This is a genomic window from Arthrobacter nitrophenolicus (assembly GCF_000332815.1).
GTDB classification, from domain to species: Bacteria; Actinomycetota; Actinomycetes; order Actinomycetales; family Micrococcaceae; genus Arthrobacter; species Arthrobacter nitrophenolicus.
On record NZ_AOFD01000004.1, the window covers coordinates 117,254 to 136,937 of the forward strand.

Below are 19,684 nucleotides of genomic sequence, written 5' to 3' on the forward strand. Positions count from 1 at the left end.
GCTGCCAGGAGGCCAGAATGAGCCGGATCATAGCCGGTGCCGCCGGCGGCACCCCGCTGTCAGCGGTTCCGGGCTCCTTGACCCGCCCCACCACCGACCGCGTCAAGGAGGCACTGTTTTCCCGCCTTGACGCTTTCGACGTCATCTCCGGCGCCCGGGTGCTGGATCTTTATGCCGGCTCCGGCTCGCTGGGAATCGAAAGTGGCAGCCGCGGCGCACAGTCCGTGGAGCTGGTGGAATCCGATGCCAAGGCCAGCGCTGTCTGCCAGCGGAACGCGGACCTCCTCAACGGGGTCCTGGGGCGCAAGGCGGTAACGGTGCACCGGTCCAGGGTTGAGCCGTTCCTGGAGCGTGCCGCACCGGCCACAACCTGGGACCTGGTCTTCCTGGACCCGCCATATCCCTTGAGGAGCTGGCAGTGTCCGCTGTGCTGGCGAAACTGGCCCCGCATCTCGCTCCGTCGGCGGTCGTCGTGGTGGAACGCTCATCCCGTTCGCCGGAGCCGGAATGGCCCGGAAGCCTGGCACGGTTCGCGGAAAAGAAATACGGCGAAACCAGGCTGTGGTTTGCCGAGCCGAATGTGCCGGACGCAATTGCCGGCGATGATATCCCGGAGGCGGCAGAGGCGGAGGGGCAAAGCCAATAGGCGTCAGCCCGCCAGGGGATCGAGATCCACTCCGGCGAGCACCCTGGCGGGGTGCGGGCCGCGGGCCGTGAGTTCCACGGACCACTCCCTTGGCCATGGCACCTGTGTGCCCGCCAGTATGATGTTGCCGGGGTACCGGCCCTCGAACATGCCCGCTTCTGCGATGGCGGCCACATCGGCCATCGCCTGCCGCATCGCGGTCACCTGGCTGCGCACCAGCGTCAGGCCCGGCTCGTCGCCCACGTTGACCACCAGCACGCCCTCCGGGCCCAGCTTCTCCCGCGCTTCCCGGTAGAAGCCGGCGCAGGCAAGATGGGCTGGTGCTTCAGGCCCCGAAAAAATATCGAGGATGATGACGTCGAAGCTGAGCTCCGGGTCCAGTTCATCCAGTGCATCCCTGGCATCCCCGGTAATGGTGTGGAGATCCGTTCCCTCCGGGAGAGGAAGCTGGCGCAGGACAAAATCGAGCAGTTCACGCTCCAGTTCCACTGCATACTGCAGTGACCCCGGCCGGGTGGCCTGGATGTAACGGGCCAGCGTCAGTGCTCCGGCGCCCAGGTGCAGCGCCCGGATCGGTTCTCCCGGCGGGGCTGCAAGGTCTACCAGGTGCCCGATCCTGCGGAGGTACTCGTAAAAAATCTCTTCCGGGTGGCCCAGGTTGACGTGGGACTGTTCGGCGCCGCCGATACTCAACACATAGCTGCCCTCCGTGAAGCTGTCAGGATCAATAGCTGCGTGCTGGCCCGTGCTGCGCAGGAACCTGGTGGCATGGCCCGCATTCCCGGCGGACATCAGAGCTTTTCGCTGAGGGTGGCCAGCCTTCCGGCTGCTTCCTCAAGGACGGCGGCCTTCTTGCAGAACGCAAACCGGAGCAGGCTGCGCGTCCGTTCCGCTCCTTCCGGGTGGCAGAACACCGGGACCGGTATTGCCGCCACGCCCACCAGGGCAGGCAGGCGCCTGGCAAGGTCCACCGAGTCCGTGATGCCCAGGGGGGCCGTGTCCACGTTGACGAAATAGGTGCCCTGCGGGGAGAAGACATCAAAGCCGGCGGCGCGCAGGCCGGCACTGAGGATGTCCCGCTTGCGCTCCAGGTCAGCGGCGATGCCCTTGAAGAAGTCATCCGGCAGGGCCAGTCCGGCTGCAATCGCCGCCTGGAAGGGCGTCCCGGAGCTGTACGTGAGGAACTGCTTCACGGTCCGCGCCGCCGCCACCAGTTCCGCCGGGCCGGAGAGCCAGCCCACTTTCCAGCCGGTGAGCGAAAAGGTCTTTCCGGCCGAGGAGATGGTGATGGTCCGCTCTGCTGCCCCGGGAAGGCCGGCCACCGGGGTGTGGCTGATGCCGAACGTCAGGTGCTCATAAACCTCGTCCGTGATGATGATGCTGTCGTACTTCCGGGCCAGCTCCACGATCCGTTGCAGGACGCTGCGCGGGAAGACGGCCCCGGTGGGAATGTGGGGATTGTTGAGCAGCACAACCCGGGTCCGTTGGCTGAAGGCAGCTTCGAGGGCGGCCATGTCCGGGAGGAAGTCCGGCGCCGCAAGCGGTGCCGTCACATGGGTGGCACCAGCGAGGCCGATCACCGCCCCATAGGAATCGTAAAAGGGCTCGAAGGTGAGCACTTCGTCGCCGGGGCGGGCGAAGGCAAGGAGGGACGCGGCGATGCCTTCGGTGGCTCCGGTGGTGATGACCACCTCTGTTTCGGGGTCCGGGGCCAGGCCATAGAAGCGCTCCTGGTGCGCCGCCACCGCCTCCCGCAGCAGCGGGAGGCCCTTGCCCGGGGCGTACTGGTTCGCCCCTGAGCTGATGACGGCGCGGGCCGCCTCACAGATTTCCAGCGGACCGTCCTCATCCGGGAAGCCCTGGCCCAGGTTGATCGCTCCGGTACGGACGGCCAGCCCGGTCATTTCCTCGAAGATCGTCACGCCCAGTCCGCCGTCGGGCGCCAGGAGATTGGCGCCGAGCGCCGTGCGCTGCCAGGGGGCAGGAGCTGGGGAAGGTTCCGGTCGAGGATGCATCAAGTCATGTTATCCCGGGCTTTTAATGGGGTAGGTTCGGAGCATGAGACGAGCTGTCTGCCCAGGATCCTTCGACCCCATCCACAACGGCCATCTTGAGGTTATTGCGCGGGCGGCCGGCCTTTTTGATGAAGTCATTGTGGCCATCTCCACGAATTACGCCAAGAAGTACAGGTTCACCCTGGACGAGAGGCTGGAGATGGCCCGGGAAACCCTGGCCTCGCTCAAGGGAATCGTTGTTGAGCCCGTGGGGGAGGGCCTGCTTGCGGAGTACTGCCGCCAGCGCGGTGTGTCCGCGATCGTGAAGGGGCTCAGGTCCTCTTCGGATTTCGACTACGAACTGCCCATGGCAACCATGAACCGCCAGCTCAGCGGCGTGGAGACCGTGTTCCTGCCCGCAGAGGCCCACTATGTCCACCTGTCGTCCACCCTCATCAAGGAAGTGGCCGGCCTGGGCGGCAGCGTGTCCGACTATGTGCCCAGGTCTGTGCAGCGGCGGATGCTTGCTGGCGAGCCTGCGCAGGATCAGCAGCCCAGGCGGTAGGCTTGTCCGGTACTTCGAGCCCGCCGGCACCCCGGTTTGAGTCCCCGGGATTCTTCAGGCTAAAATAGTACGTCGGTCATATGTTCAACAGGAGTTCTCATTAAAAGAGATGCTGGTTCGCCCTTGGTGTTCGATGTCAAGGATCTCGGTCGAAGCCCGGGAAGCATGCGGACGCTGAAGGAACATGTACCCGCACCAAGTGATCTTGGTGTGCCGCTCATTGGTGTTCAGGAAGGCTCGGATGTCGAGCTGGATCTGAGGCTTGAGGCCGTACACGAAGGAATTCTGGTATCAGGAACCGCCCTCACCGAAGTAACCGGTGAATGCGGCCGATGCCTGGATCCCCTTGCGTATGACCTGGAGGTCAATGTGCAAGAACTTTTCTTCTACGAAGGCGCTGAGCTTTCGGACGGAGAAGATGATGAAGAGCAACGTCGAGTCGAGCACGATCTAATCGATCTTGAACCGGTGTTGCGGGACGCGGTTGTTACCATGCTGCCGTTCCAGCCGGTGTGCCGGGAAGACTGCCAGGGCCTTTGCTCCGAATGCGGAGCTCGCCTGGAAGACGAGCCGGGGCACCACCACGAGGTCATTGATCCTCGCTGGGCTGCCCTAGCTGATATGGCTAAGCCTGACCGGCAAAATTGATTTGTACGTGTTTGTCTAGAGAGAAATGAGTTAGCCGTGGCTGTTCCCAAGCGGAAAATGTCTCGCTCGAATACCCGCGCCCGCCGCTCGCAGTGGAAGGCGACCGCCCCCCACCTGGTGAAGACCGTTGAGAACGGCCAGGTTACATACAGCCTGCCGCACCAGGCGAAGGTCGTTACCGACTCTGCTGGCACTGCGCTGTTCCTTGAGTACAAGGGCCGCAAGGTCGCTGACGTCTAATCGGCCACTCAGGCTGACCAGATGTCTTCAACTGAAGAGCTTCTGAAGCGTCTCGGTGTCACTATTGACGCCGGGACGCTTCGTCTTGCGCTGACACACCGTTCCTACGCCTACGAGAACGGCGGCATTCCCACCAACGAACGGCTCGAATTCCTGGGTGACTCCATCCTGGGGTTCTCGGTGACGGATGCCCTCTACCGGGACAATCCGGACCTTCCCGAAGGGGACCTGGCAAAGCGGCGGTCCGCAGTGGTCAGTACCCGTGCCCTGGCCAACATCGGGCGCAGCTCGGCATCGGCGAGTACATCTACCTTGGACAGGGCGAAAAGCTCACCGAAGGCAAGAACAAGGCGTCGATCCTGGCCGACACCATGGAGGCGCTGATCGGTGCCACCTACGTGTCCAATGACATCGAGACCGCCCGCCAGCTGGTCATGCGGCTGATTGGTCCGCTGCTGAAGGACGCTGCCGTGCTGGGCGCCGGTACCGACTGGAAGACCAGCATCCAGGAGCTTGCGGCCAGCCGGCAGCTGGGCACCATCCACTACGCGGTGGACGGCGCCGGCCCGGACCATGCCCGGACGTTCACGGCGGTCCTGAACATTGGCGGGACGGCCTACGGCAAGGGCTCCGGCCACTCCAAGAAGGAAGCGGAGCAGGAAGCCGCCGCCGACGCCTGGCGTGTCCTGTCCGGAGCCAAATCCACCGACGCATCCGGCACGTCGGCTGGTTCCGTAGCAGCGAAGTAGCGCATGCCCGAACTGCCCGAGGTGGAAGTGGTGCGCCGCGGCCTGGTGAGCTGGGTCCGTGGCCGCACCATCGAAGCCGTCGACGTCCTGGACCCGCGTTCCATCCGGCGCCATGCCCTGGGAACCGAAGATTTCATCGGCAATCTTGAGGGTGCGGTGGTGGCGGACGTCGTGCGCCGGGGCAAGTTCCTGTGGATGCCGCTGCTGGACCGCGCCGGCCTGCAAGGCCGGCAAATGAACGGAAGCGGCGACGTCCCGGCGGTGGCGCTGATGGCGCATCTTGGAATGAGCGGCCAGCTCCTGATGCAGGACCGGGACGTTCCCGACGAAAAGCACCTCAAGGTGCGGTTCCGGCTCAGCCGCAGTGACGGCATGCCGGAACAGCTGCGGTTCGTGGACCAGCGGATCTTCGGCGGACTGTTCGTCACGGCGATGGTCCCCACGGACGACGGCGGTCCGGGCGGCCTTGCCGAGTCCCCCCTCGCACTGATTGCGGAAGAGGCTGCGCACATCGCCCGGGACCCGCTGGACCCGGCCTTCTCCTTCGACCTCTTCTTCCGCCGCCTCCGCAAGCGCAAAACCGGACTCAAGCGCGCATTGCTGGACCAGGGACTGGTCTCAGGAATCGGTAACATCTACGCCGACGAAGCCCTGTGGGCTGCCAAACTGCACTATGCCCGGCCCACCGACACCCTGCGCAGGGCCGAGGCCGAAAGAGTCCTGGAAAGCGCCCGCCAGGTCATGCTTGACGCCCTTGCCGCGGGTGGAACCAGCTTCGATTCCCTCTACGTCAACGTGAACGGTGCCTCCGGCTACTTCGACCGGTCACTGAATGCCTACGGCCGCGAAGGTGAGCCCTGCAAGCGGTGCGCCGCAGCAGGAATCCACGCCACCATCCGCCGGGAGCAGTTCATGAACCGCTCATCCCACACCTGCCCGGTCTGCCAGCCGCGGCCGCGCAACGGACGCTGGTAACCGCCTGCAACCGGGACCACTTGCGGGGGACAACCGCGGGAATCCGGGACTTTGGCCGCGAACCCAGTAAATTTGGGAGTTCCAAGCAGCAGCTGCAGCCACCGAGGAGATCCGAAACGCCTTGCACCTCAAAAGCCTCACCGTCCGGGGGTTCAAGTCCTTTGCGTCGGCAACCACCTTCGACTTCGAGCCGGGGGTCACCGCGGTAGTCGGCCCCAACGGTTCCGGCAAGTCCAACGTGGTGGACGCGCTGGCCTGGGTCATGGGGGAGCAGGGCGCCAAGACCCTTCGCGGGGGCAAGATGGAGGACGTCATCTTCGCGGGCACCTCGGGCCGGCCTCCGCTGGGCCGGGCGCACGTGTCCCTCACCATCGACAATTCCGACGGCGCCCTGCCCATCGAATACAGCGAAGTCACCATCTCCCGCACCCTCTTCAGGACCGGCGGGTCTGAGTACGCCATCAACGGGGCATCGTGCCGCCTGCTGGACATCCAGGAGCTGCTGTCCGATTCAGGACTTGGCCGGGAAATGCATGTGATCGTGGGCCAGGGGCAGCTGGACCGGGTCCTGCACGCCACACCGGAGGACCGGCGCGGTTTCATCGAGGAGGCCGCCGGCATCCTCAAGCACCGGCGCCGCAAGGAACGGACCGTCCGCAAGCTCGAGGCGATGCAGGCGAACCTCCAGCGCCTCACCGACCTCACCGGCGAACTCCGGCGCCAGCTCACGCCGCTCGGCAAGCAGGCCGAGGTTGCCCGGCGTGCGCAGCGGGTCCAGTTCGATGTCCGCGACGCACGCGCCCGCCTTCTGGCCGACGACCTGGTCCAGTTGCAGCTCGCCCTGGAACAGGACGTCGCGGACGAAGCCGCCCTCAAGGCACGGCGCGGCGTCGTTGAACATGAGTTGGAAACCGGCCGGCGGCAGCAGGCAGCACTGGAGCAGATGGCGGCAGAGGCCACGCCCAGGCTCAACGCAGCCCGGGACACCTGGTACCAGTTGTCCGCCGCCCGGGAGCGGCTCCGGTCCCTCGGATCGCTTGCCCGCGAACGCAGCCGCCTGCTCGGCTCGGCTGACGCCGCGCCCGCCTCCGGCCGGGACCCGGAACAGCTGGAACGGCAGGCTGCCCGGGTGCGCGAGGAACTGGCCGAACTCGAGCGGACGATTCTGGACCGGCGGAGTGCACTGGAAGCGGCCACGTCGGCAAAAGCCGGGGCCGAGCAGGCCGCGACCGCCGAAGACCAGCGGCTCACGGCCCAGCTTCGCGCCGCTGCTGACCGGCGGGAGGGCCTGGCAAGGCTGGCCGGGCAGGTGGCGGCAGCCAGGTCGCGGGTGGAATCCGCACAGGCTGAACTCGGCAGGTTGCGGGAATCGCTTGCGGCCGGGGTGGAACGCCGTGCCCGCGCCCAGGAAGAGTTCACGGCGCTGGAAAACCAGGTGGCGGGAGTTGAAGAGGGCGAGGAATCGCTCGACGCCGACTATGAGGACGCCAGTGCTGCGCTGGAGGCAGTCCTTGACGACATTGCGCGCCTCAAGTCCGAAGTCAACGAGGGCATCCGCAAGCGTGATGCCCTGGCGGCGCGCAGGGACGCACTCAAGCTCGGCCTGGACCGCAAGGACGGTGCACGGCACGTCCTGCAGTCCGGCGTCGCAGGCATCGAAGGCAGCGTCGCAGGGGAACTGGCGGTGGAACCTGGATACGAGACCGCCATCGCCGCGGCGCTGGGGGAGGCCTCCGATGCTGTGCTGGTGCGGGACGCCGAAACGGCGGCCACTGTCCTGCAGCTGCTCAAGGACGACGACGCCGGCCGCGCCACGCTGCTGCTCCGGTCCGCCGCCGAAGCCGGGCAGGGCAGGAACGCGGACAGCCTGCCGGCCGGAGCCCAGTGGGCCGGCGACCTGATTGGCGGCAGCGGCCCCGGCCCGGACGTGGCCAGGCACCTGCTGTTCGGGACCGCCATCGTCGAAGATATTGCAGCGGCAATTGCACTGGCATCCAGCCGGCCCAGGATCAGCGCCGTGACCCGTGCCGGTGACATCCTCACCGCCGTCTCTGCCACGGGAGGCTCCGCCAAGGCGCCGTCGCTGCTGGAGGTCCAGGCCGCCGTCGACGACGCCGCACAGCAGCTTGCAGTCGTCACTGCGGCCATCGAGCAGAACAGGTTCGCCCTGGCCGGCGCCGAAGCACGCCGCGCCGAAGCGCAGGAACGGGCGGACGCCGCCCTCGACCGGCTGCACGAGTCGGATGCCCGCCTTGCCGCCGTCGCGGAACGGCTGGGCCACCTCAACTCCGTCCTCCGCAGCGCCGCCGGCGAGAGCGACCGGCTTGCCGCCTCCCTCGCCAAAGCCGAAGCCAACGTGGCGTCGGAACAGGAAGCACTCGCGGCCGTCGCCGCCCGCCTTGCCGCGGCGCAGGAGGCACCGGTGGAGCAGGAACCGTCCACTGGGCACCGGGACGCGCTCGCCAGGGCGGCGTCCTCCGCCCGGGCCGCCGAGGTGGAGGCGAGGCTGGCGCTGCGCAGCGCCGAAGAGCAGCTGGCCGCCACCCGCAACCGCGTTGCTTCCCTGGAACGTGCGGCCGCCACAGAGCGCCGTGCCCGGGAGGAAGCAGCCGAACGGGCCAGGCGCCGGCGCATCCAGGCCCGGCGTGCCGCGGCAGTCGTGGCCGCGGTCGAGGCCGCGCTCCGCCACGTGGATGTTTCCGTCGCGATCGCCGCAACTGAACGGGACCGCGCCGAAGAGAACCGTGAGCTGCGCGAGCAGGGCCTGAAAGACGTCAGGAGTACCAATGATGCGCTGGCCCGGGAACTCGCCGAGCTGACAGACAACGTGCATCGCGACGAGCTGGCCCGCGCGAGGCAGCGTGCGCAGATCGAGGCGTTGGAAACCCGGTCGGTGGACGAACTCGGCATCACTCCGGACGCCTGGTCAGCGACTACGGGCCGCACGTGCCGGTGCCGGTCCCGGCAGAGGAAAGTGGGGACAAATGGGCCGCCCTGCGGGCCCCCGTGGACGCCGGCGGGGAAGAAATCCTGGAAGGAAAACCCTTCAACCGGTCAGAGCAGGAAAAGCGGCTCCGGAAAGCCGAACGCGACCTCGCCAGCCTGGGCAGGGTAAACCCGCTGGCACTCGAGGAATTCGCGGCACTGGAGGAACGCCACCAGTTCCTCAGCACCCAGCTTGAGGACCTTAAGGCTAGCCGCAAGGACCTGCTGGACATCATCAAGGAAGTGGACCTTCGCGTCCAGCGCGTCTTCACCGAGGCGTTCGAGGACACCCAGGCGCAGTTCGTCAGGGTCTTCGAACGGCTCTTTCCCGGCGGCGAGGGACGGCTGGTCCTCACCGACCCTTCCGACATGCTTACCACCGGCATCGACGTCGAGGCGCGCCCGGCAGGCAAGAAGATCAAGCGGCTCTCACTGCTCTCCGGCGGCGAACGGTCCCTGACCGCCGTTGCCCTGCTGGTGGCGATCTTCAAGGCCCGTCCCTCACCCTTCTACGTGATGGACGAGGTGGAGGCCGCCCTTGACGACACCAACCTGGGCAGGCTCATCACCATCTTCGAGGAACTGCGGGAGTCAAGCCAGCTCATTGTCATCACCCACCAGAAACGCACCATGGAAGTCGCTGACGCCCTGTACGGCGTCACGATGCGGGGCGACGGCGTCTCCACGGTGATCAGCCAGCGCCTGGGGGCCGACGCGTAGCGCCGCGGTCCGGGCCCCGTTGCGGCGGGGCGGGCGCCGCGGAGCCGCCAAAGGCGCCTGCTTCGTTGTGAGAAGCTAGGGGAGTGAATGACATCCTTCCCATTATTCTGTCCATTGTTGCTGCCCTGGCGGTTATCGGCGGGCTGATTCCTGTCCTGCTGAAGACTCGGAAGAACATCACCCAGTACCCGGGCACGCGTGATGCAAACGACCCCGAAGTGCCCGGCGGCAGCACGCTCGTCGATGAACGCCCGGTCCCGGCGGCGGACCGGAAGGCGCCGGCCGGCGTCGACGTCGCGGACCTGGACACCACCACGGTCCCGGACGATGCGGCCGGGCTGGAAGTCATCCCGGTGGAAACCCCGCTGCCCGTCGCAGGGCGCCTGGTCCGCCTGCGGGAGCGGCTTGTCCGCTCCAACAACATCATGGGCAAGGGCCTGCTGGCCCTGCTCTCCAGCGACAAGATCGACGAGAACGTCTGGGACGAAGTCGAGGAAACGCTGCTGCTGGCAGACCTTGGGACCGAACCCACCATGCAGCTGGTGGACGCCCTGCGCGAGCGGGTCAAGGTGCTGGCACCCGGACACCCGAGCAGGTCAAGGCACTGCTGCGGGAAGAACTCATCAAGCTTGTGGACCCGACGATGGACCGCAGCCTCAACGTCCAACGGCACGCCGACAAGCCGGCCGTCATGATGGTGGTGGGTGTCAACGGCGTGGGCAAGACCACCACGGTGGGCAAGCTCGCCCGAGTGCTGGTCGCCGAGGATAAGGACGTCCTGCTGGGAGCCGCGGACACCTTCCGCGCCGCTGCCGCCGAACAGCTGGCAACCTGGGGCCAGCGGGTGGGGGTTCCCACGGTGAAGTCGGACATCGACGGCGCCGATCCGGCCTCCGTTGCCTATGAGGCCGTCAAGGCGGGCATCAACCAGGAAGTCGATGTGGTCATGATCGACACCGCGGGCCGCCTTCAGAACAAGGTGGGCCTCATGGACGAGCTCGGCAAGGTCAAACGCGTCATCGAAAAGCTCGCCGAGGTGGACGAGGTCCTGCTGGTCCTGGATGCAACCACCGGCCAGAACGGCCTGAACCAGGCCCGGGTCTTCTCGGAAGTGGTCAATATCACCGGCATCGTCCTGACCAAGCTGGACGGAACGGCCAAGGGCGGCATCGTCGTCGCCATCCAGAAGAGCCTGGGCGTCCCCGTGAAGCTCATCGGGCTGGGTGAAGGGGCGGACGACCTCGCCCCGTTCGAAGCCGAAGGCTTTGTTGACGCGCTGCTGAACTAGATGCAATTCAACTAGCGGTGTCCGGAGCCGGTACCCGGGCCTTGACCAGGCCGGGTGCCGGCTCCCGGCTTTTAAGGCTTCGCCTGGCGCAGGGTTTCGCGCGTGGCCAGCCACGTGCAGGCCGCCACCAGCATGATGCCGCCGGTTACGCCGAAAGCCCAGCCGAAGCCGAGCCGGTCAGCCAGGACGCCGGCCAGGACCGGCCCCGCGATCGCGCCGACGTCGGACACCATCTGGTAGACCGCAAGTACCTTGCCGCCGGACCGTCCGTTGCCGATCACGTCCGCAACGGCAGCCTGCTGCGCGGGGCCGAACAGCCCCGACCCGATTCCGGCCAGCGCCGAGGCGGCCAGGAACCACCACAGGTCCTGGGTGAAGCCGATGCCCGCAGTAGCCAGCCCCGCCACCAGCAGGCCCCAGATCATCATCGGCTTCCGTCCCAGCGTGTCGGCCAGCCGCCCCGAGACGGTCAGGGCCAGCGCATTTCCACCGGCGAAGACTGCCAGGCAATGCCCGCAGCTTCCGGTCCGGAACCAAAGGCAGCAGCCGCAAAGAGTGGAACCGTGGCCATCCGGACTCCAAACGTCGCCCATCCGTTGGCGAAGCTGGAGAACAGCGCCGACCGGTAGGCCCCGGTTGCCAGGGCTTCGCCGAACGGCATGTCGGGGGCCTTCGTCCGCCCCTCAGTTGACCCGCGGCGCTGGTGGCTCAGCTGGGTTTGGACCACGACGGCGGCCACCACCAGGGCGGCGGCATAGGCCAGGAACGGAATGCGGAGGCCGAACCCGGCCAGCAGGCCGCCCACGATGGGTCCGCACACATTGCCGACCAGGAACGCGGACGCGTAGGCCCCGGATACCCGGCCCCGGCTCTCCGGCGGGGCCAAGCGCACCACCAGCGCCATGGAGGCGACGGTGAACATCACCGACCCGGCACCGCCCAGCCCGCGGAAGAGCAGCAACTGCCAATAGTTCCCGGCGAAGGCGCAGGCTGCCGTGGAGGCCGCCACGATCAGCAGCCCCGCGACATAGACCGGCCGCTCACCCAGCCGGCCGATCAGCGTGCCGCCCGCCGGCGCAAAGATCAGCCGCATGAAGGCGAAGATGGCAACGATCACCGCAGCCTCGGTGTTTCCTACCCCGAAGGTTGTGGCGAATTGCGGCAATACGGGCGCAACAAGCCCGAATCCGAGGGCAATCAGGAACGCCGCAACCAGCATCACCTTGATATCGCGCGGGAGCTTGTCCCGCCGTGGCCGAAGGCGGGCCAAAATCCTTGATGTGGCGCCGCTCACGCGGGGTGCTGCAGTCATGAAGCGAAGTTCCTTGCACAGTGGGTTGCGGGGGTGCGGCTGGGGTAGTGAAACACAACCGTAACAACCCGGATATGCACCATTTACTTCCTAGAGGTTCTTGTAACAGACCGGCAATCTAAATCCTCTCCGGGCGAAACACGCCGCCGACACACTTTTTACAGGACGCAAAAGGCGTTGGCAGGCGGAAGACTCCGCAACATTCGGATGAGAGAGGACGTGCACCATGGAACTTACCGCAGGTCACGTATGGCTCATGGTGGCGGCAGCGCTCGTGCTGCTCATGACACCAGGTCTGGCATTTTTCTACGGCGGCATGACCCGTGCCAAGGCAGCACTGAACATGATGATGATGAGCTTCATCTCCATCGGCATCGTGAGTGTTGTGTGGGTACTGTGGGGCTACTCCATGACGGGCGGTGACGGCTTCCTGCAGATCGTCGGGAACCCGTTCGCGAGCTTCGGCCTCGAGGGAGTCAACACGGCGGATTCGCCGGACGGCCTCATCCTGGTGGGCTACGGGGCAACCTTCGCCATTATCACCGTGGCCCTGATCAGCGGCGCAATCGCCGACCGCGCCAAGTTCGGCGCATGGAGCGTCTTCGTGCCCGTCTGGGTCACCCTGGTGTACTGCCCCCTTGCCTACATGGTGTGGGGCGGCGGCCTCTTCGGTGAGGAAGGCGCCATCGGCCAGGCGCTCGGCCCGGCCATCGACTTCGCAGGCGGCACTGTCGTCCACATCAACGCCGGCGTGGCGGCCCTGATCCTGGTCCTCATCATCGGCAACCGCAAGGGCTTCGGCAAGGACCCCAACCACCGCCCGCACAACATCCCGTTCGTCATGCTCGGCGCTGCCATCCTGTGGTTCGGCTGGTTCGGCTTCAACGGCGGCCTCGCCTCTTCCGCAGAACAGGGCGGCCTCATCTGGGTCAACACCCTCGCCGCTCCCGCCGCCGCGATGCTCGGCTGGCTTGTTACCGAGCGCATCCGCGACGGACACCCCACGTCACTCGGTGCCGCCTCCGGCGTGGTTGCCGGCCTGGTTGCCATCACCCCGGCCTGCGCCAACGTCAGCCCGGTGGGTGCCCTCGGCCTCGGCGTCGTGGCAGGTGTGGCTTCCGCCCTCGCAGTCGGCCTCAAGTTCCGCTGGGGCTTCGATGACTCGCTCGACGTCGTCGGCGTGCACCTTGTGTCCGGCATCATCGGCACGGTGGCCCTGGGCTTCATCGCCCTCCCCACCGACGGCGTGGGCGGCGGCCTCTTCTACGGCGGCGGCATGGCCCAGATGTGGGCCCAGCTCGCAGCGGCCGGCATCGCCATCGCCTACTCGGCAATCCTGACGCTCATCATCGCCCTTGCCATCCACAAGACCATGGGCTTCCGGGTCTCCCAGGAACAGGAAACCGTGGGCGTGGACCTGAGCCTGCACGCCGAAACGGCATACGAGTTCGGTGTGGGCGGCCACGGCGGCTCCTTCCAGCCGCTGCACGACATGATTACGGGCAAGGGCCAGCAGGACTCCGCTGCGCAGCCGGCGAAGGCTGCACAGCAGAACGAATCAGCAACAGGTAAGGAAAGCGTGGGGGCATGAAACTGATCACTGCAATCGTCAGGCCGGAAAAGCTCGAAACAATCCGGGAAGGACTGGAAGCCTACGGCGTACAGGGCCTGACGGTCAGCGCGGCCAGCGGTTACGGCCGGCAGCGCGGCTACACGGAGGTCTACCGCGGAGCGGAATACAACGTGGATCTCCTGCCCAAGATCCGGGTGGAGGTGCTGGCCACGGATGAGCAGGCGGACGACATCCTGGACGTGATCATCGCCAGCTCCAACACCGGCCGCGCCGGGGACGGCAAGGTCTGGACAGTGGACGTCTTTGAAGCCGTCCGGGTCCGGACCGGCGAACGCGGAGTAGCCGCAATCTAGGCAGGGCAGTCAGCAGGCAGAGAAAAACGGGCGGGATACCGGAAGGTATCCGCCCGCTTTTGCTGTCCCGGAAAGCTGCTGTACCCCGTAAGCCGCTGCGCCGGTGCCGGTGCCGGGAAGCAGGCAGGGGCAGGCCCAGGACGGCGTGCGGCCTACCCGCGCCGTCCGGTGGTGGGCCACGCTGCGGGACCGGCCGAGCCGGCGTCGTACTCCTCAAGCAGCACCGCGTCCTGCTGCCACGCCGTGAGCACAGGCTCAACGATCCGCCAGCATTCCTCTGCCGTGTCGCCCCGGACCGAGAGCAGCGGATCGCCCGCCAGCACCCCTTCGAGGACTTCCCCATAGGGAAGCAGGTCCGACGCACTGAGTTCGGTTTCGAGGGTCGCGCGGCTGAGGCTGAAAATATCGCCCGGACCGTTCACGTCCACGTCGAACTGCAGGGTGTCGGGACCGAAACCGATCCGCAGCTGGTTGGGGGAGTCAACACCCGTGAAGCCCGCGGGAAGGTGCGGCACCGGCCGGAACGTGACAATTGCCTCCTTGCGTTTGGCGCCGAGGGCCTTGCCCGAACGGAGGATGAAGGGGACGCCCTTCCACCGCCAGTTGTCGATTCCGACCTCGATCTCGGCGAGGGTCTCGGTTCCGCGCTTCGGGTCCACGCCGTCTTCCCTGGCATAGTCGGGGACATTCTTCCCCGCTGCCGTCCCGGCCGTGTAGCGTGCCCGCCGGGTGCAGGCGGCCAGCGGGGTGTTGACGCTGCTGGCGCGCAGTACGGCGGAGATGGCGTCCCGCAGGTCGCGCTCGCGGATGGTGGCGGGAGGTTCGATGGCCAGCAGCGCCATGATCTGCAGGAGGTGGCTCTGGATCATGTCCCGGAGGGCGCCGGCGCCGTCGTAATAGCGGGCGCGTCCTTCCAGGGCGAGGTCCTCGTCGAAGATGATTTCCACCTTTTCGACGTGGTGCCGGTTCCAGACCGGCTCCAGGAAGTTGTTCGCGAAGCGCAGCCCCAGGATGTTTAGCACGGTGGCCTTGCCGAGGAAATGGTCCACCCGGTGGACGTGGTCCTCGGGGACGAGCCGCACCAGCGTCCGGTTGAGGGAGCGCGCTGATTCCTCGCTTGAACCGAACGGCTTCTCCATCACCAGCCGGGTCCCGGGCGGGACATCCTCCGGCCGCAGTGCTTCGCAGGCAAGCTGGCTGATCTTCGGGGGGAGCGCGAAGTACACTGCCACCGGTCCCTCAAGGCTGTTCAGCAGCGACGCAGGGACCCTGCGCCGGTGACATCCAGCTGGTGGTAGACGGTCTCCTTCTCCAGCGCCTTCAGCGCATCCCTGCCGTCCGCGCCGGCAGCCTCGGCGGCTGCCGTGAATGAGGACTGCACGCGTTCCCGCCACTGCTCCGGGGTCCAGGGGTCCGACCCCGCCCCGACGAGCCGGAGCCCGCCCGCGCGTCCCCGTGCCACCAGGCGCGCCAGGCCGGGAAGGAGCAGCCGGCCGGTCAGATCCCCAGAAGCGCCGAGGATGAGCAGGGTTTTTACAGTTGTTTGGCTCGTCATTTTGCCAGCATGCCATCTGGCGGGCCCGACTTGGTACCCTAGATAGTCGAGTCCCGATCATCTCCTGAAAGAAGTGCGCGGCGCGTGTTCAATTCTCTGTCTGACCGGTTGACAGCAACCTTCAAAAATCTCCGCGGCAAGGGCCGCCTCACTGAGGCCGACGTCGATGCCACAGTCCGTGAGATCCGCCGTGCCCTCCTGGACGCGGACGTTGCCGTTCCCGTGGTGCGTGAATTCACCGGCAGGGTCCGCGAACGCGCACTCGGCGCCGAGGTGTCGGCAGCGCTGAACCCGAGCCAGCAGATCGTCAAGATCGTCAACGAGGAACTTGTCGAAATCCTCGGCGGCGAAACCCGGCGCATCCGCCTCGCCAAGAGCGGCCCCACCGTCATCATGCTGGCGGGCCTCCAGGGTGCCGGTAAGACCACACTCGCGGGCAAGCTCTCCAAGTGGCTCAAGGCCCAGGGGCACAGCCCCATGCTGGTGGCCTGCGACCTCCAGCGCCCCAACGCCGTCACCCAGCTCCAGGTGGTGGGCGAGCGGGCCAAGGTGCCCGTCTTCGCTCCGCACCCGGGCGCCACCTCCACTGAGCTCGACCAGCCCGCGGGCGATCCCGTGGCCGTGGCCCGCGCCGGCGTCGAGGAAGCCCGCCAGAAGCTGCACGACGTCGTCATCGTGGACACCGCCGGCCGGCTGGGCGTCGACGCCGACATGATGGAGCAGGCGCGCCAGATCCGCCGGGCCATCGTGCCGAACGAAGTGCTGTTCGTCATCGACTCCATGATCGGCCAGGACGCCGTGAACACGGCACTGGCCTTCGATGAGGGCGTGAACTTCACCGGCATCGTCCTGTCCAAGCTCGACGGCGACGCCCGCGGCGGTGCCGCGCTTTCCGTCGCGTCGGTCACCGGCAAGCCGGTCATGTTCGCCTCCACGGGTGAAGGTCTGGACGACTTCGAGCTGTTCCACCCGGACCGGATGGCCTCGCGCATCCTGGACATGGGCGATGTCCTCACGCTCATCGAGCAGGCCGAGAAGTCCTGGGACAAGGAAGAAGCCGCCCGGATGGCGAAGAAATTCGCTGACCAGGAGGACTTCACCCTGGAGGACTTCCTCGCCCAGATGCAGCAGATCCGCAACATGGGATCGATGAAGAAAATGCTCATGATGATGCCGGGTGCCCAGAACATCCGCCAGCAGCTGGAGCAGTTCGACGAGCGCGAGATCGACCGCGTGGAAGCGATCGTCCGCTCCATGACGCCGCATGAGCGCCTGGCTCCCAAGATCATCAACGGCTCGCGCCGCGCCCGCATCGCCCGCGGTTCCGGTGTCCACGTCTCCGAGGTCAACGGCCTGCTGGAGCGCTTTGCCCAGGCCCAGAAGATGATGAAGAAAATGGCGCAGGGCGGCATGCCGGGAATGCCGGGCATGCCGGGCCTTCCCGGTGCCGGCGGCGGGGCGCGGAAGAACGCCAAGAACGCACCTAAGAAGAAGGCAAAGTCCGGCAACCCGGCCAAGGCAGCCCAGGAGCGGAAGGACGCCGAGGCCCGCCGGGCCAACGCCGCCAAGGCGCTCCCGACCGGTGCAGCCTTCGGCCAGCAGTCCGGCGACTTCGACCCGTCCCAGCTGAACCTGCCCAAGGGCTTTGACAAGTTCCTCGGCAAGTAGCAGCCTCCACCGGCTGGCCGGCAGGGGATGCTTCCGCGGCACGCCCGCCGGGCATCGGCTGTTGGCCGCCCCGGGCGGCTCCCGGGGAAGTCGGTGCCGTGGAATAGGGTTGGGACATGTTCAAGCAGAGGGTAGTGTTCGTGCACGGCGCCGGAAGTTACGGTGCCGCAGCATGGCCGCGCCAGCACGGCATGGCGCTGTCCTACGATGCCCTGTTCCTGCGCCGCCACGGCTTCGATCCCGTCGCCGAACCTGTGGAATCCTCGTTCGCCGCGGATACCGCCATCGTGTTGAGGTCGCTGGCAGATGACGGGCGCGGCGCCGCCGGCGGCCACATCGTTGCTCACGCCCAAGGCGCCATCGCCGCCATGATGGCTGCCGTGGAACGGCCGGATCTCGTCTATTCCCTGACCCTCGTGGAACCGGCATGCCTGTCGCTGACGGCGGAACTGCCGGCCACGGCGGCGCACATCAGCCTCATGAAGCCGTTGTTCGAGGTGCGGCACCAGCTCAGCGACGAAGACTTCCAGCGCGAATTCGTGCGGCGGGTCTATGCCACAGACCTGCAGGAACCGGCCACCGCGGAGGAGAAGCGGTCCGCCCGGCGCCTGCGGCTGCAGGCGCCCTCCTGGGAGGCGCCGCTGCACATCGTTCCCGGGGTCCCTACCCTGGTCCTGACCGGTGGATGGGAACCGCTGTACGAGGAAATTGCCGGCTACCTCCGCGAAACCGGAGCCGTGCACCGCACTGCTGCCGGCGGGCACCGGCCGCATGATTCCCCCGACGGGGACCGGGCCGTCCGCTCCTTTATCAGCGACGTCGGCAGGGCCCGGTCCGCCCGCGCCTCCTGACGGAGCGCCCGGGCTTCCCCTCCGTCCGGCCGGCCCCCAATTGCCAGCCGGACGAAGGGGAAGGTTTCTACGGGGAGACCGCCTCGGGCAGCCGCGGCTCCGGCAGGTAGACCTTGCCGCCCGACGCCAGGAATTCCTGGCTCTTCTCCCGCATGCCGGTTGCCCGGTCCGCCAGGGCTGCCTGCGCCTCCGCGGACCCGTATTCGTCCCGGATGTCCTGGCTGATCCGCATGGAGCAGAACTTGGGCCCGCACATGGAGCAGAAGTGTGCCGTTTTGGCCGGCTCCGCGGGAAGCGTCTCGTCATGGAAGGCCTCGGCGGTCACCGGATCCAGTGACAGGGCGAACTGGTCGCGCCACCGGAATTCGAAGCGCGCCTTGGACAGGGCGTCATCGCGTTCGTGCGCGCCGGGGTGGCCCTTCGCCAGGTCCGCAGCGTGCGCTGCAATCTTGTAGGTGATGACCCCCGTCTTGACGTCGTCCTTGTTGGGCAGGCCCAGGTGTTCCTTCGGTGTCACGTAGCAGAGCATCGCGGTGCCGTAACGGGCGATTTCCGTGGCGCCGATGGCTGAGGTGATGTGGTCGTAGCCGGGTGCCACGTCGGTAACCAGGGGACCGAGGGTGTAGAAGGGCGCACCCTTGCACAGCTCCTGCTGGCGCTCCACGTTTTCACGGACCAGGTGGAAGGGGATGTGCCCGGGACCTTCCACCATCACCTGGACGTCGTACTCCCAGGCGCGCAGGGTGAGCTCGGCCAGCGTGTCCAGTTCGGCAAACTGGGCGGCGTCGTTCGCGTCGGCCGTGGCACCCGGCCGCAGACCGTCGCCAAGCGAAAACGCGACGTCGTACCTGGCGAAGATCTCACACAGCTCATCGAAGTGTGTGTACAGGAAATTCTCCTGGTGGTGCGCCAGGCACCAGCCGGCCATGATGGAGCCGCCGCGCGACACGATGCCCGTGACCCGGTTTGCAGTCAGCGGCACGTAGCGCAGGAGGACGCCGGCGTGCACCGTCATGTAGTCCACGCCCTGTTCGCACTGCTCAATGACGGTGTCGCGGAAGATCTCCCAGGTCAGCTTGTTGGCTTCGCCGTTGACCTTCTCCAGCGCCTGGTAGATGGGCACGGTACCGATCGGTACGGGGGAGTTGCGGATGATCCATTCGCGCGTGGTGTGGATGTCATCACCGGTGGAGAGGTCCATCACGGTGTCCGCGCCCCACTGCGTGGCCCACTGCAGCTTGTCCACCTCTTCCGCGATGGAACTGGTGACCGCGGAGTTGCCGATGTTGGCGTTGATCTTCACCAGGAACGCCTTGCCGATGATCATCGGCTCCGACTCAGGGTGGTTGATGTTGCTGGGAATGATGGCGCGGCCCGCCGCCAGTTCACTGCGGACCAGCTCCACGTCGCAGTTTTCGCGCAGTGCCACGAAGCGCATTTCGGGGGTGATGATGCCCTGCCGGGCGTAGTGCATCTGGGTTACCGTCCGGCCCCCGACGGCGCGGCGGGGCACCGGCTGCGCGCCCTTCCACTCGGCTGACGCGGCGCCGCGGCGGACGGCC

11 protein-coding genes and 6 pseudogenes are annotated in these 19,684 nt (G+C 66.8%); 12 read left to right on the plus strand and 5 right to left on the minus strand.

Annotated elements, in window-relative coordinates; translation table 11 throughout:
• Window positions 1-17: 17 nt before the first annotated feature.
• Window positions 18-646, plus strand: a pseudogene (gene rsmD / locus G205_RS02390) (16S rRNA (guanine(966)-N(2))-methyltransferase RsmD).
• A gap of 3 nt (window positions 647-649) precedes the next feature.
• On the opposite strand, the gene G205_RS02395 reads toward rsmD, so the two are convergent.
• Window positions 650-1,438: a spermidine synthase gene (locus G205_RS02395; RefSeq protein WP_009356565.1), complete on the minus strand. Its 789-nt coding sequence runs from the start codon at window positions 1,436-1,438 to the stop codon at window positions 650-652.
• Window positions 1,438-2,661 (minus strand): aminotransferase class I/II-fold pyridoxal phosphate-dependent enzyme, encoded by a 1,224-nt coding sequence (locus tag G205_RS02400; protein ID WP_035751800.1) that lies wholly within the window; start codon window positions 2,659-2,661, stop codon window positions 1,438-1,440. Before G205_RS02400 ends, G205_RS02395 begins: the two co-directional genes overlap by 1 nt.
• Window positions 2,662-2,704: 43 nt before the next feature.
• Here G205_RS02400 and coaD point away from each other — a divergent pair, with 43 nt between their 5' ends.
• The 7 genes and pseudogenes from coaD (at window position 2,705) to ftsY (ending at window position 10,810) form a co-directional block, all read left to right on the plus strand.
• Window positions 2,705-3,205 (plus strand): pantetheine-phosphate adenylyltransferase, encoded by a 501-nt coding sequence (gene coaD, locus G205_RS02405; protein ID WP_035751802.1) that lies wholly within the window; start codon window positions 2,705-2,707, stop codon window positions 3,203-3,205.
• Window positions 3,206-3,328: 123 nt separating this feature from the next.
• On the plus strand, window positions 3,329-3,853 hold the full coding sequence (locus G205_RS20885) for a YceD family protein (RefSeq protein WP_009356568.1): 525 nt from the start codon (window positions 3,329-3,331) through the stop codon (window positions 3,851-3,853).
• A gap of 36 nt (window positions 3,854-3,889) precedes the next feature.
• Window positions 3,890-4,093 (plus strand): 50S ribosomal protein L32, encoded by a 204-nt coding sequence (rpmF, locus tag G205_RS02420; RefSeq protein ID WP_009356569.1) that lies wholly within the window; start codon window positions 3,890-3,892, stop codon window positions 4,091-4,093.
• A 21-nt stretch (window positions 4,094-4,114) separates the two neighbouring features.
• Window positions 4,115-4,842: pseudogene (rnc, locus tag G205_RS02425) on the plus strand (ribonuclease III).
• A gap of 3 nt (window positions 4,843-4,845) precedes the next feature.
• Window positions 4,846-5,817, plus strand: a complete 972-nt coding sequence (mutM, locus tag G205_RS02430; RefSeq protein ID WP_009356571.1) for a bifunctional DNA-formamidopyrimidine glycosylase/DNA-(apurinic or apyrimidinic site) lyase — start codon at window positions 4,846-4,848, stop codon at window positions 5,815-5,817.
• A 121-nt stretch (window positions 5,818-5,938) separates the two neighbouring features.
• Window positions 5,939-9,593: pseudogene (gene smc / locus G205_RS02435) on the plus strand (chromosome segregation protein SMC).
• 12 nt (window positions 9,594-9,605) lie between these two features.
• Window positions 9,606-10,810: pseudogene (gene ftsY / locus G205_RS02440) on the plus strand (signal recognition particle-docking protein FtsY).
• Between the two features lie 71 nt (window positions 10,811-10,881).
• On the opposite strand, the pseudogene G205_RS02445 reads toward ftsY, so the two are convergent.
• Window positions 10,882-12,122: pseudogene (locus G205_RS02445) on the minus strand (MFS transporter).
• Between the two features lie 226 nt (window positions 12,123-12,348).
• Between G205_RS02445 and G205_RS02450 the strand changes: the two are divergent.
• Both G205_RS02450 and G205_RS02455 read left to right on the plus strand, forming a co-directional pair.
• Window positions 12,349-13,713, plus strand: a complete 1,365-nt coding sequence (locus G205_RS02450) for an ammonium transporter (protein ID WP_009356572.1) — start codon at window positions 12,349-12,351, stop codon at window positions 13,711-13,713.
• A complete protein-coding gene (locus G205_RS02455) occupies window positions 13,710-14,048 on the plus strand; it encodes a P-II family nitrogen regulator (protein WP_009356573.1) in 339 nt (112 codons plus the stop codon). Before G205_RS02450 ends, G205_RS02455 begins: the two co-directional genes overlap by 4 nt.
• A gap of 152 nt (window positions 14,049-14,200) precedes the next feature.
• Here the strand turns inward: G205_RS02455 and G205_RS02460 are convergent.
• Window positions 14,201-15,603, minus strand: a pseudogene (locus G205_RS02460) (glucose-6-phosphate dehydrogenase).
• A gap of 84 nt (window positions 15,604-15,687) precedes the next feature.
• On the opposite strand from G205_RS02460, the gene ffh reads away from it, so the two are divergent.
• Together ffh and G205_RS02470 are read left to right on the plus strand one after the other, a co-directional pair.
• Complete coding sequence (ffh, locus tag G205_RS02465; protein ID WP_009356574.1) at window positions 15,688-17,271, plus strand: signal recognition particle protein; 1,584 nt, start codon at window positions 15,688-15,690, stop codon at window positions 17,269-17,271.
• A 116-nt stretch (window positions 17,272-17,387) separates the two neighbouring features.
• The gene (locus G205_RS02470) at window positions 17,388-18,122 is read left to right on the plus strand and encodes an alpha/beta hydrolase (protein ID WP_035751806.1); all 735 of its coding nucleotides are present in this window, start codon (window positions 17,388-17,390) and stop codon (window positions 18,120-18,122) included.
• A 67-nt stretch (window positions 18,123-18,189) separates the two neighbouring features.
• Here the strand turns inward: G205_RS02470 and thiC are convergent.
• Window positions 18,190-19,684: phosphomethylpyrimidine synthase ThiC (gene thiC, locus G205_RS02475; RefSeq protein ID WP_009356576.1), on the minus strand; the 1,495-nt coding region annotated here is incomplete at its 5' end.

What these genes read in the sequence shown, in the direction of transcription:
- G205_RS02400 (WP_035751800.1), bottom strand. Translation starts at nt 2,661, where the DNA reads ATGCATCCTCGACCGGAACCTTCCCCAGCTCCTGCCCCCTGGCAGCGC.
- G205_RS02395 (WP_009356565.1), bottom strand. Translation starts at nt 1,438, where the DNA reads ATGTCCGCCGGGAATGCGGGCCATGCCACCAGGTTCCTGCGCAGCACG.
- G205_RS02470 (WP_035751806.1), top strand. Translation starts at nt 17,388, where the DNA reads ATGTTCAAGCAGAGGGTAGTGTTCGTGCACGGCGCCGGAAGTTACGGT.
- G205_RS02455 (WP_009356573.1), top strand. Translation starts at nt 13,710, where the DNA reads ATGAAACTGATCACTGCAATCGTCAGGCCGGAAAAGCTCGAAACAATC.
- mutM (WP_009356571.1), top strand. Translation starts at nt 4,846, where the DNA reads ATGCCCGAACTGCCCGAGGTGGAAGTGGTGCGCCGCGGCCTGGTGAGC.
- coaD (WP_035751802.1), top strand. Translation starts at nt 2,705, where the DNA reads ATGAGACGAGCTGTCTGCCCAGGATCCTTCGACCCCATCCACAACGGC.
- G205_RS02450 (WP_009356572.1), top strand. Translation starts at nt 12,349, where the DNA reads ATGGAACTTACCGCAGGTCACGTATGGCTCATGGTGGCGGCAGCGCTC.